The organism is Gordonia sp. LMA484 (assembly GCF_058129505.1).
The window spans coordinates 4,802,560-4,814,681 of the sequence record NZ_CM176700.1 but is presented as its reverse complement, the minus strand read 5'-3'; the positions used below and the strand labels follow the sequence as shown (position 1 = coordinate 4,814,681).

Here is a 12,122-nt window from a genome sequence, read left to right as displayed (position 1 = left end):
ACCCATCATGCGACGAATCGGACAGATTGCGACGCTGCTCGCGGTCGTCACGGCCGTGGCAGGAGTGGTCATCGGCATCCGCTCGGTGCCCGACCTGCAGCGGTACCTGCGGATGCGCCGAATGTGAGATGACGGCGGCCACGGTGCCGACCGCGACCGTCCTGGTCGCCGGGATCGGCAACATCTTTCACCGCGACGACGGGTTCGGACCCGAGGTCGTCCGGAGATTGGCGCTGCCCGCCGACGCGGCGCGGGTTGTCGACTACGGCATCCGGGGGCTACACCTCGCCTACGACCTCCTCGAACCGTGGGAGGCGCTGGTGCTCGTCGACGCCGTGCCCGACCGGGGCAGACCCGGAGAGGTCGAGGTCATGGTCGTCGACAACGGATCAGCCGCGGCGACAGACCTGTCCGCGGCGAACCTCGACGCGCACGGGATGGATCCGCTGACCGTGTTCGCCGAGGTGCGTGCCCTGGGCGGCACCCTGCCACCGACCTATGTGGTCGGATGCCAGGTCAGCTGTGTCGACGACGGGATCGGACTGTCGGCGCCGGTCGCCGCCGCCGTGGAACCGGCGATGGACGCGGTGGTGTCCGTCCTCGACCGCCTTGCCTCGACCCGGCGGGAGTGACGTCATGTGTCTGGGTATCCCGGGGCAGGTCATCACGGTGCTCGACGAGTACGCCGGTCAGATCGCGCTCGTCGACGTGAGCGGTGAACATCGCAAGGTCAACATCGGTCTGCTCGACGACGGGTCGGCGCTCGGCAACGGGGACTGGGTCATCATCCACATGGGCTTCGCGGTGGAGAAGACCGATGCCGACGGCGCGCGCGAGGCACTGGCCGGACTACGCCTGATGGGTCGAGGTGAGGCCGAATGATCGGGATGTACGAGACGCGGGTTCGACTCAGGCTGCAGATCACCGGGTTGGTGCAGGGCGTGGGATTCCGACCGTTCGTCTACGCGACCGCGACCGAGCTGGGACTGGCCGGCCACGTGCACAACGACACCACCGGTGTGGTCATCGAGATCGAGGGAAGGATCTCGGCCGCCGACGAATTCACCGAACGCCTCCGCAGCCGACCGCCACCCCTGGCAGTCGTGGAGGAGGTCACCGCGACCCGCGTGCCGGTGCGCGGGGGAACCGGCTTCTGTATCGACGACACGACCGTGCGGGCGGCAGGCCGCACCCTGGTGTCGCCGGACGTCGCGATCTGCGTCGATTGTCTTGCCGAACTCCGCGACCCGGCCGATCGGAGACATCGGCATCCCTTCATCACGTGCACGAACTGTGGCCCTCGCTTCACCATCGTGGAACGCATGCCCTACGACCGGCAGAACACGACACTGGCCGGCTTCCCGATGTGCGCGGCCTGCGCCGCCGAGTACCACAACCCGGCCGATCGGCGATTCCACGCGCAGCCGATCTCGTGCCACGACTGCGGACCGACCCTCGGTTTTGCCGGACCGGGCGATCCGTCCGACGACCCGGTCGGCGCCGCCCGGGCGCTGCTGCGCGCCGGCGGTATCGTCGCGATCAAGGGCATCGGCGGATATCACCTGGCCTGTGATGCCACCGACGAACACGCGGTGAGCACCCTGCGGGCACGGAAGCGTCGGGGCGACAAGCCGTTTGCCCTCATGGTCGCTGACCTCGATGCCGCCCGACGACTCGTCGCGCTCGATGACGCTTCCTGCCGTGTCGTGGCGGGCCCGCAGGCCCCGATCGTGATCGTCCCGCGCGCCGGTGAGCCGGTCGCGCCATCGGTCGCGCCGGGGAATCCGGACCTCGGCGTGATGATGGCCTACAGTCCGTTGCACGTGCTGTTGTTCGGGCTCGACGGTGACGAGCCCGGACCGCAGGTCCTGGTCATGACATCGGGAAACCTCGGCGGCGAACCGATCTGCTACCGAAACGCCGACGCCCATGATCGACTCGCGGGCCTTGCAGACGGGTTCCTGGAGCATGACCGGCCGATCGTCGTGCCCTGCGACGACTCGGTGGTGCGGGTCGTCGGCGACATGACGGTCCCGATCCGCCGGTCTCGCGGCTATGCGCCGATGCCGCTCGCCCTGCCGGTGGCCGCGCCGGCCGTCCTGGCGACGGGCGCGGACCTGAAGAACACCTGCGCGCTCGCGCAGGGCCGCTACGCGTGGCTGAGCCAGCACATCGGCGACATGGACGACCTGGCCACCATCGAGGCGTTCGGCGCCACGGAGCGGCATCTCGAGGCGGTCACCGGGATCGAGCCGGACCTGCTGACCGTCGACGCGCATCCCGGCTACCGATCCGCCGCGTGGGCGCGACGTCATGCGGGCGGGCGCGAGATCCGTACTGTCGGACACCATCACGCCCATGTCGCGGCGGTGATGGCCGAGCACGGTCTCGACGCGGCCGACAGTGTGCTCGGCGTCGCATTCGACGGCACCGGGTACGGATCCGATGGCGCCATCTGGGGTGGCGAGATCCTGCACTGCCGGTACAAGACGTATCAGCGGGTCGCACACCTGAAGTACGTGCCACTTGCCGGCGGCGACGCGAGCGTGCTGCGTCCGTACCGGATGGCCCTGGCGCATCTGTGGTCTGCGGGCATTCCGTGGTCGGACGGGCTGCCGGCGGTGCAGGCGTGCCCGGACGTCGAACGCCGCGTGTTGCGCCGGCAGTTCGAGACCGGCGACGGCTGCGTGCCGACGTCGAGCATGGGCCGGTTGTTCGACGCGGTCTCCGCCATCGCCGGGATACGGCAGGGCGTCGACTACGAGGCCCAGGCCGCGATCGAACTCGAAGCTGTGTCCCGGACGTCGGGCTGCGACGGGCAGACGTATCGGTTCGCGATCACCGACAGCGCAGTGACAACCGACGATGCGAGGACGGCCGACGGCGCCACGATCATCGATCCCGCACCGGTGATCGCGGCAGCGTGCTCCGATCGGCTCTCGGGCGTGGATCCCGGGGTGATCGGCGCACGCTTTCATGCCGCCGTGGCCGCGGCCGTGCTCGAGGTCGTCACCCGGTTCGGTGAACTGTCGGGGACGGTGGCGTTGACCGGAGGGGTCTTCCAGAACGCGCTCTTGCTGTCGATGACGCAGAAGATGTTGCTCGACAACGGGTTCGAGGTGATCACACACCGGCTCGTACCACCGAACGATGGTGGTGTCGCGTTCGGCCAACTGGTCGTGGCGAGTGCCGGCTGAGGCGAAGGAGGCAGGACTGATGTGTCTGGCGGTACCGGGCAGGATTCTGTCCATCGACCGGGTGGACGACACGCTCATGGCGGTCGTCGACTTCGGCGGACTCCACAAAGAGGCGTGCCTGCAATACATTCCGGATGCGGCCGTGGGCGACTACGTGATGGTGCACGTGGGCTTCGCCATCCAGCGGCTCGACGAGGAATCCGCGCTGGCGACACTCGCCGAGTTCGAGCATCTCGGCGTGCTGAACGAGGAGTTCGGTGACGGCTTCGCGCTCGCGGCCAAACAGGCCGGCGTCGCCGATCCACGTACGACCGATCCGGAGGTGGCCCCATGAAATATCTCGACGAATTCAGTGATCCGACGCTTGCCAGGCGATTGATCGACGAGATCCGCGCAACCACCGATCACCGGTGGGCGATCATGGAGGTCTGCGGCGGCCAGACCCATTCGATCGTCCGTCACGGGATCGACCAGTTGCTGCCCGACTCGATCGAGATGATCCATGGCCCGGGCTGTCCGGTCTGCGTGACGCCGCTGGAGGTGATCGACAAGGCGTTGGAGATCGCCTCGACGCCCGGCGTGGTCTTCTGCTCGTTCGGAGACATGCTCCGGGTTCCCGGGACGAGCCGAGACCTGTTCTCGGTGAAGAGTTCCGGCGGGGACGTCCGCGTCGTGTACTCGCCGCTGGATGCGTTGAAGATCGCCAAGGCGAACCCGGATCGCCAGGTGGTGTTCTTCGGCATCGGTTTCGAGACCACCGCACCCGCCAACGCGATGACCGTCTACCAGGCGCGTCGCCAGGGCCTCACCAACTTCTCGATGCTGGTGTCACACGTCCTCGTGCCGCCGGCGATCGCGGCCATCATGGAGTCACCGACCTGCCGGGTGCAGGCGTTCCTGGCTGCCGGACACGTCTGCAGTGTGATGGGGACCGCGCAGTATCCGCCACTCGCAGAACGATATCGGGTGCCGATGGTGGTCACCGGGTTCGAACCCCTCGACATCCTCGAGGGCATCCGCCGAGCGGTGCGCCAGCTCGAGGAGGGACGTCACGAGGTCGAGAACGCCTATCGGCGTGCGGTTCCGCCCGAAGGAAACCCGGCGGCGCAGGCGATGTTGGCCGAGGTGTTCGAGGTCACCGACCGCGTGTGGCGCGGCATCGGGATGATCCCCGACAGCGGCTGGCGACTGTCGCCGGCGTTCCGCGACTTCGACGCAGAATACCGCTTCCACGTGGACAATCTGCACGCCGAGGAGTCCGCCGTCTGCCGATCCGGTGAGGTCCTCCAGGGCATGATCAAACCTCACGAGTGCGCCGCCTTCGGCAAGGAATGCACACCCCGGCACCCGCTCGGCGCGACCATGGTGTCATCGGAGGGGGCGTGCGCCGCGTACTACCTCTACCGTCGGCTCGATCTGCCCGATCCCAAACCCGCGGCGGCCTCCCATGGCTGATACCCAGGTGGACATCGAGAACTGGGTGTGTCCGCTCCCGCTGCGGGATTCACCCACCATCGTGATGGGCCACGGGGGCGGCGGCGCGATGTCCCAGCAGCTGATCGAGCACCTGTTCCTGCCGTCGTTCGGGGCGGCTGCCGACGCGGGGATGGGAGACTCGGCCGTCGTCGACATCGGTGGCGCACGCCTGGCCTTCTCGACCGATTCCTACGTCGTGCGGCCGATGGAGTTCCCGGGCGGATCGATCGGCGATCTCGCGGTCAACGGGACGGTCAACGACCTCGCGATGGTCGGCGCCCGACCGGTGGTGCTGTCGACCGCGTTCATCCTCGAGGAGGGTACCCCGCTCGCCACCATCGCACGGGTCGCCGAGGCGATGGGAGCCGCGGCGCTCGCGGCCGGGGTGACGCTGGTGACCGGAGACACCAAGGTGGTCGACGCGGGCAGTGGCGACGGTATCTTCGTCAACACCGCGGGCGTGGGGCTGATTGGGCCCGGGATCGACATCGGTCCGCATCGGGCGAGAGTCGGGGACGCGGTGGTGGTCAGCGGCGACATCGGCGTGCACGGTATGGCGGTGATGAGCTGTCGGCAGGGCCTCGGGTTCGGGACGTCGATCCGCAGCGACACGGCGCCGCTGGCCGGTCTGGTGTCGGCGATGATCGAGACCGGCTCGGACATCCACACCCTGCGTGACCCGACGCGCGGTGGGCTGGCGGCGAGTCTCAACGAGATCGCGTCGTCGGCGGGAATCGGGGTTCTGCTGCAGGAGAAGGATATCCCGGTACCCGCGGCGGTCCGTGACGCATGCGGGTTGCTGGGCCTGGATCCCATGTACGTGGCGAACGAGGGCAAGCTGGTGGCCTTCGTGTCGCCCGAGGATGCCGACACCGTGGTGGCGGCCATGCGCGCACATCCGTTGGGTGCCGGCGCCGCGGTCATCGGCACCTGTGTCGGTGATCATCCGGGCATGGTGGTGGCGCGCACCGCGCTCGGCGGCACCCGCGTGGTGGATCTTCCGGCGGGTGAACAGCTTCCGCGGATATGCTGACCGACCTGTCGGGCGTGGAGACGTTCGCGCGCTACGCGTTCGCGCCGAACGAACTCGGATACTGCGGACCCGAGGACTTCGTCGAACTCATGCGTGGCGACCCGCGCCGCCTCGCCGAGCGCGCCGACGAATTCGAGGGCGCCTGGGCCTATCTGGCCACGCTGGCCGAGGCGATGGGGGATCGCCCACCGCTGCACCCGGAGCTGGTGCGGGCCTACTGGGTGGGCAATGCTCTTCTCGAGCAGGTGGATTCGGAAATGTTGCTGCACACCCTGCGGCAGGCGATCCGGGGTCCGGCGACCGGTTTGCTGGGGTCGATCGAGGCCATCGACAACCCGCCGGCGCACCACAACTTCCACGTCCTCGCCGTCTATCCCTGGATCACGTTGCTGCGCATCGACGCGACCACCCCGCTGTCGATCCTGCGCAACTGCTGTATCCGGCCCGGCCGGATCGAGTCGGTGGCCGGCGACGTCGTCGAGGTGTCCCGTCGTGAGCTGGTGTACGACGATGGCCGACTGGCTCTCGGCGATGCGACGGCCGGGCCCGCGCGTTGGCGACTGCCCGGCTACGAGATGATCGCCGAACCGGAGGTGGGTCAACACGTGTCGTTGCACTGGGACTGGGTGTGCGACGTGCTGACCGGGGCGGAGGTGCGGACGCTGAACGCGGTCACCGGGCAGGTTCTCGGGATCGTGAACCGGCATCTGAGGGGAGCGTGACCGGCGGCCCGGACCGGGTCGTCGCTGAAAACCGCCCGAGACAGGTGCGTCGTCGGCTGATCGCCGACCTCAGCCCTGACCAGGGTGGTTTTCAGTGGCTGGCCGATCGGACTGGTCGGCTCAGGGGGTGACCGGCGGCAACTTCTCGCACTGCGCCGGCACGATGAACACCGGGCGGTGACAATGCTTGAGGACACGCTCGGCGACGCTCGAATGCAGCAGGGCTTTTAGGCCGGACTCGCCTCGCGTGCCGGTGACCAGCAGGTCCACCTTGAGCGCGTCGGCCGCGGCGACCAGAGCGCCCCACACCGTGGACTCGACCTCGACGAGCGAGCCCTGTGCGCGCATGCCCGCGGCGGCGGCCAACTCGACTCCCCGGCGGTTGATGGTCTCCGACTCCTCCTCGAGCGCCTCGTCCACGCCGGCCTCGAGTTGGGTGTCGATGAAGGGTTGCATCCCGCCGGCGAGGGTGGACAGACGTGTCGGTGACAGTTCGCCCGGCTGCCACGCGGTGACGACGTAGGCGGTGTCGGCGCGGAGGAATTGGCCCGCGTAGCGGATGGCGCGGTCGGCGTTCGGTGAGCCGTCGTAGGCGATCATCAGGGTCTGGTGCGCAGTGCGTCCCCGGCCACCGTTGCCGTCGGACGTCGCGGTGGCGGGTTCGGTCGGGTCGGACCCCACGTCCATTGCCCCAGGTTACATGCCAGACTCGTCACATGGGCTCAACTGCGCGAGGGTGCGGCATTCGTGGCGTGTTGTCGATGATGGTGGTCGCGGTCGTGGCGTTCACGGCCGTGGGCTGCGCGAACGCGGAACCATCCGGCTCGACAAGCAGTTCGTCGTCGGTCTACAGCGTGGCCACATCCGGCTCGCCGGCGTCGTCGTCCGCGGTTCCTGTCGCTTTGGCTTGCGGCGCAGACCAACTCAACCGGATGACGCTGCGACAGAAGCTGGCGCAACTGATCGTCGTCGGCGTGACCGGCGCGGCAGACGCCCAGGCCATCGTCGATTCCGAACAGATCGGTGGGATCTTCGTCGGCAGCTGGACCGACAAATCGATCCTCACCAGCGGTGCGGCGACACGTATCTCGCGACGCAGCAAGATCCCGCTGATGGTGACGGTCGATCAGGAGGGCGGCCGGGTGTCGAGGCTGTCCGAGCTCGGGATCGACAGTCCGTCCGCGCGTGTCCTGGCGCAGACCAAGACACCCGCACAGGTTCGTGAACTGGCGGCGTCGATCGGCCGGCAGCTGCGTCGGCTGGGTGTGACGGTGGACTTCGCGCCCGACGTGGACGTCAGCAACGAGCCCGACGACGAGGTGATCGGCGACCGGTCGTTCAGCAACGATCCGGCCGTGGTCACCGAGTACGCACAGGCGTTCTCCGCCGGTCTCCAGTCGGCCGGCATCACACCGGTGTTCAAGCACTTTCCGGGACATGGTCACGGGTCCGGCGATTCGCATCTCGGCGTGGTGGTGACGCCGCCGCTGTCGTCGCTGGAGCAGAGCGATCTGGTGCCGTACAAGACGCTGCTGCGCGACCCCGGCAACGCGGCCGTGATGGTCGGGCACCTGATCGTGCCCGGTCTGACCGGTCCGGAAACCCCGGCCAGCATCAGCCCGAAGGCGATCGGCATGCTGCGGACCGGCAGGCCCTACGGCGGGCCCCCGTTCAACGGGGTCGTCTTCTCCGACGACCTGTCCGGCATGGCGGCGATCAGTGCGCGATATCCCATCGAGCAGGCAGCGCCGATGGCGATCCGCGCCGGGAGTGACATCGCGCTGTGGTTGTCGACGGATCGGGTGTCGTCGGTGCTCGACGCATTGGAACAGCAGGTGGCGACCAAGCGGCTCACCGAGCAGCGCATCGACCGGTCGGTGGTGCGGATTCTGCGGTCGAAGGGCGTGCTGACGTGCTGAGTGACGGTCCTCCGCCGCGGCCAGGGATTCAGATCACGCCGATGCGCCCGGAGCGACCGGCCCGTGGCCGTCGAACTCCGGTGGTGATCGGACTGTGGATCGGTGCGATCGTCCTGCTGGTCACCACCGCACTGATGGTGGCACTGCACCTGACCGAGATCCGCGTCGCGCTGGCGGTCGATCTGTCAGCCGACCGTCCGGAGGCGACCGGCGACGAGGTCGTGCGGGCGGTGAACATCGCGTTGGCCGCAGGGGCGGTGCTGGTCGCAGTCGTCGTCGTGACCGCTGTGTTCGGGTGCGCACGGATCTGGGACGGTCAGCGATCGGGGCGGGCGTGGCTGCTGGTCGCGGTCATCGTCAGCGCCGTACTGACGGCCGGGAGTGCGATCCTGATCGCGCCGTCGGCGCAAGCGGTGGCCGACGCCGGACTGTCGCAGCCGTTTCACTGGCTCGTGCCGGGCGTGGCGTGCGTAGTCGGTGCGGTCGCGACGACGATCGGCTACCTCGACACCCGCACGTGACCGTCGAGTCGGGCCACGATGCCCTCCGCGCTTCGGACCGCCGCCGCACACGCCGAGGTGGCCTCGGCGGACAGCAGCGGATGTGCACCCCGCGCGCGCCACAGACCCACCGCGTCCACCGCTGCGGCCCGCAGATCCATGGGATCCGAACGGGCGTCGAGGTGAAGACGGGAAGCCGGGTCGACCCCGTGTCCACCGAGGATTCGGACCAGCTCGTCGACCTGATCGGCCGGGAGTGCCGTGCCGCCGGAGCGCAGAGCGTTGAGCAGACGCAATTCCCGGAACCCGTGGACGTCGGCGAGAGCCCGACGGACCGAGGCGCGTAGGTCGGCGGCCCCGGCGCCACCGGTGCGGGCCAGGACGTGATCGAGCGTGACCAGCACCGAATGCGCCTTGAGCTGATCGGCGCGTTGGCCGAACGCGACATCGATCACCTCGCTGAGTTCGAGCAGACCGCTGCGTTCGACGAGCTCGGCGGCCAGCTGTGTCGACGTCGTGGCGCCGAAGCGGATCAGGGTGACGCCCAGGCGGATACCGAAGACACCGAAGCGGTCCGCCAGCTTGCGTCGGACGGCGGGATCGATGTGCGGCAGCAGGTCCGGGCGCACGAAGCGGTCGACGGTCAGCAAGGCCGACTCCAGGTCGTGGCCGGGCACGGCGGCCAGATCGGTCAGCGCGCGGAACTCGATCTCGCGCATGGTCCGGGCGCCCAATGCCAGCAGGCCGGCCACCGGGACGACCGCCTGACACAGTCCGGTGCGCGAGAGTTCGCCGGCGAACCGTCCGGCGATCTCGTGGGCCGACAGCATGGCGTCCATCCGTCCCGCGCCGAGTTCATCGGCGCGGGACACCACGCCGATCACGCCGAGTGGCCCGGAACCGCCCCCGATCGAGGTGGCGATCCGGCGCAGCATGGCCGTGTCGGCCGCGGTCAGGGCGCGCATGAGGTAGACGACCGCATCCACGCCGGATTCGCCGTTGTCGGGCGCCAGTAACCGGATGGTCGACGCCGACAACTCCGTCGACAACGACGCCGTGCCCGGCGTGTCCACGATGGTCCGCGACCCGAGGGCACTCGCCGGCCACCCGACGTCGAGGTGATCGACCCGGTCGGCGGTGAGGCCGCCGAAGTCGAATCCGAGGCGTCCGTCGGTGCGGGTCACCGGGATCGGCATCGACGTCCCGTCATCGATCGCAGCGGTCACCGACGCGATCCGACCCTGGTGATACCAGGTGACGACACGCGTGCACTCGGTGGCGTCGGTCGGCGCGATATCTTGTCCGACAAGGGCATTGAGAAGTGTCGACTTGCCGGCTTTGAGTGATCCGGCCAGAGCGATGCGGATGGGCTCGGCAAGCCGTGCGGCGCATCGGTCGAGGATCTCGACGGCGCCGCGATCGGGTGAGACGACGTCGCGGGCCGCAGCGATGAACGCCGCTGCCTGCTCGAGATCGGTCATCGCGCCGTCACCTGCGCCGCGTCCAGCCGGTCGGCCGCACGGCGCAGTGCGGCGACGTTCCCCAGCTTCGACTCCACCTGGGTGACCCGCGATTCACGTTCCGAATCGGCCAGCGCCGCAGCGGATTGCGCCGCGCTCAGTGACTCCGAGATCGATCGCGACGTCTGTTCGGCCACGATGGTGAAGTGATCGCGCAGCACCCGCTGGATCACGCGGAGCCGGTCGCGGGATTCCTTGCCGACCTGGAAGCTGACGTCGTCGGTGAATCCTCGGACGGCGACCTTGGCCCGGGCGCGTCGTTCGGCCACCTTCGCCTGTTTGTCGTCTCGGTACGCTTTGCTGCCCAACAGCACTCCGGCGCCGATCGACACCGGATTGATCAGCGCCATACCCATCATCGTGGAGATGAGTCCGAACATCAGGACGCCGCCGTAGGACCCGCGCATGCCCACGAGGAGTTTCTGGGTGATGCCGGTCCGCCCGGTGTCGAGGTCCGCGAGATCGGCGACGGGGTCGAACACACCGTCGAGATCGGCGATGTCGATGTCGGGGAGCCAGTCGTGGCCCGCCTCGGCGAAATGTTCCGCCACACGCTGCGCCAGCCACACCGAGCGCTCGTGCGCCCAGACGAAGTTGTCGCCGACGACGCTCGCCGTCTGTTCGGCCAACCATTCGCCGAACCGGTCCCAGTCCGTGCCCGGGTCGCTGTCGTCGATGGCGCGTTCGGCCTCTCGGGTCACCGCACGCAGTCGATCCCGCAGATCATGATCGATGTCGGCGGCGAGGTCGCCGATGCCGTCGGCCAGGGTCTGCTGCCACTGGGCCGACTGCTTACGCATGGCCTCGGCTTTCGCCTTGGCCTCCTGCAGTCCGGTGACCGCCCGTCTGGCGGTCTCCTCGCTGCGCAGGCCGGCGAGTTCGCTGCCGAGAGTGAGAGCGAGATGTTCGGAGACGACTCGTAGATCGGTTGCGACGGCTCCTCGGGCCGCCTGCTGTGCGGTCGGCACCACGTGCTCACGGAGATATCGGTAGAGCTCGACGAACCCGGCCTCGGCGTTGAGTTGCTCGTCCTGGAGCCGCAGTGCGTGAATCCGCAGCGTCGACGACAACGGCAGGATGGGGATGTCGAGGTCCTTGCGCCGCAGATGTTCCCGATTCGCCTGTTCGATCGCGCGCCAGTGCGGATACAGGTCGATCTTGGTGAGCAGACACGCGACCGTCGGGCACAGGCCGACGACCTGCTCGAGGAAGCGCATCTCCGGCTCGGTGAACTCCTGACTGGCGTCCGAGACGAACAACACCGCGTCGGCGCCTGCGACCATCCCCAATGTCGCTGCGGCATAGGGATGACCGTGTCCACCGACGCCGGGCGTGTCGACCACGACGAGACCGTCGGCGAGCAGTGGGCCGGGCGCGGCGATCTCCAACCGGGCCACCTCCCGCCCGCCGGCCCGACTCGCTGTCGGCGTGACCGAGGTGATCTCGGCCAGCGGGATACCGATCGTGTCCTCGGTTCCGCCGACGACGAGATGCGCTGTGGGTTCGGTCGCGTGGCTGATCACCGTGGGCACCGCGGTGGTCTCGTCGTCGCCGACCGAACAGACCTCGAGGTTGAGCAGTGCGTTCACGAACTGGCTCTTGCCCTGCTTGAGTTGCCCGACCACGACGATGCGCAGTCGTGGATCGATGAGCCGTGTGCGCGCCCCGGCCAGTCGCGCCACCAGGTCACCGCGTCCGTTTTCGTCGGCCATGGCGCTCATCTGGTCGAGCAATTCGGGCACGTTCGTCGTCATG

General features: G+C 68.5%; 13 protein-coding genes. 10 read left to right on the top strand and 3 right to left on the bottom strand.

Annotated features, from left to right (window positions below):
• Window positions 1-7: 7 nt before the first annotated feature.
• From AC4AMJ_RS21375 to AC4AMJ_RS21340, 8 genes are read left to right on the top strand one after another with little or no spacing between them, the layout of a single operon-like run.
• Window positions 8-127: a DUF6893 family small protein gene (locus tag AC4AMJ_RS21375; RefSeq protein ID WP_489899125.1), complete on the top strand. Its 120-nt coding sequence runs from the start codon at window positions 8-10 to the stop codon at window positions 125-127.
• Window position 128: 1 nt separating this feature from the next.
• Window positions 129-632 (top strand): hydrogenase maturation protease, encoded by a 504-nt coding sequence (locus AC4AMJ_RS21370; protein ID WP_489914547.1) that lies wholly within the window; start codon window positions 129-131, stop codon window positions 630-632.
• A gap of 4 nt (window positions 633-636) precedes the next feature.
• Window positions 637-882 (top strand): HypC/HybG/HupF family hydrogenase formation chaperone, encoded by a 246-nt coding sequence (locus AC4AMJ_RS21365; protein WP_489899127.1) that lies wholly within the window; start codon window positions 637-639, stop codon window positions 880-882.
• Entirely contained in the window at window positions 879-3,197 is a 2,319-nt protein-coding gene (hypF, locus tag AC4AMJ_RS21360; RefSeq protein ID WP_489914545.1) for a carbamoyltransferase HypF, read from the top strand. Before AC4AMJ_RS21365 ends, hypF begins: the two co-directional genes overlap by 4 nt.
• 19 nt (window positions 3,198-3,216) lie before the next feature.
• Window positions 3,217-3,531, top strand: a complete 315-nt coding sequence (locus AC4AMJ_RS21355; protein ID WP_489899129.1) for a HypC/HybG/HupF family hydrogenase formation chaperone — start codon at window positions 3,217-3,219, stop codon at window positions 3,529-3,531.
• Window positions 3,528-4,652 (top strand): hydrogenase formation protein HypD, encoded by a 1,125-nt coding sequence (hypD, locus tag AC4AMJ_RS21350; RefSeq protein ID WP_489899130.1) that lies wholly within the window; start codon window positions 3,528-3,530, stop codon window positions 4,650-4,652. Before AC4AMJ_RS21355 ends, hypD begins: the two co-directional genes overlap by 4 nt.
• The gene (gene hypE / locus AC4AMJ_RS21345; protein WP_489914543.1) at window positions 4,645-5,706 is read left to right on the top strand and encodes a hydrogenase expression/formation protein HypE; all 1,062 of its coding nucleotides are present in this window, start codon (window positions 4,645-4,647) and stop codon (window positions 5,704-5,706) included. Before hypD ends, hypE begins: the two co-directional genes overlap by 8 nt.
• Window positions 5,700-6,428, top strand: a complete 729-nt coding sequence (locus tag AC4AMJ_RS21340) for a DUF6390 family protein (protein ID WP_489914542.1) — start codon at window positions 5,700-5,702, stop codon at window positions 6,426-6,428. The genes hypE and AC4AMJ_RS21340 overlap by 7 nt, the downstream gene beginning before the upstream one ends.
• Window positions 6,429-6,548: 120 nt before the next feature.
• On the opposite strand, the gene AC4AMJ_RS21335 is transcribed toward AC4AMJ_RS21340, so the two are convergent.
• The gene (locus AC4AMJ_RS21335) at window positions 6,549-7,115 is read right to left on the bottom strand and encodes a universal stress protein (protein WP_489914540.1); all 567 of its coding nucleotides are present in this window, start codon (window positions 7,113-7,115) and stop codon (window positions 6,549-6,551) included.
• Window positions 7,116-7,144: 29 nt separating this feature from the next.
• On the opposite strand from AC4AMJ_RS21335, the gene AC4AMJ_RS21330 reads away from it, so the two are divergent.
• Both AC4AMJ_RS21330 and AC4AMJ_RS21325 read left to right on the top strand, forming a co-directional pair.
• Complete coding sequence (locus AC4AMJ_RS21330; RefSeq protein ID WP_489914538.1) at window positions 7,145-8,347, top strand: glycoside hydrolase family 3 N-terminal domain-containing protein; 1,203 nt, start codon at window positions 7,145-7,147, stop codon at window positions 8,345-8,347.
• A gap of 41 nt (window positions 8,348-8,388) precedes the next feature.
• Window positions 8,389-8,868 carry a hypothetical protein gene (locus AC4AMJ_RS21325; protein ID WP_489914536.1) on the top strand — a complete coding sequence of 160 codons (480 nt, stop codon included), beginning with the start codon at window positions 8,389-8,391 and terminating at the stop codon, window positions 8,866-8,868.
• Here the strand turns inward: AC4AMJ_RS21325 and AC4AMJ_RS21320 are convergent.
• Together AC4AMJ_RS21320 and AC4AMJ_RS21315 are read right to left on the bottom strand one after the other, a co-directional pair.
• Entirely contained in the window at window positions 8,847-10,328 is a 1,482-nt protein-coding gene (locus AC4AMJ_RS21320; RefSeq protein ID WP_489914534.1) for a dynamin family protein, read from the bottom strand. The two genes, AC4AMJ_RS21325 and AC4AMJ_RS21320, sit on opposite strands and share 22 nt — an antisense overlap.
• The gene (locus AC4AMJ_RS21315; RefSeq protein WP_489914532.1) at window positions 10,325-12,121 is read right to left on the bottom strand and encodes a dynamin family protein; all 1,797 of its coding nucleotides are present in this window, start codon (window positions 12,119-12,121) and stop codon (window positions 10,325-10,327) included. The genes AC4AMJ_RS21320 and AC4AMJ_RS21315 overlap by 4 nt, the downstream gene beginning before the upstream one ends.
• Between the last annotated feature and the right edge of the window lies 1 nt (window position 12,122).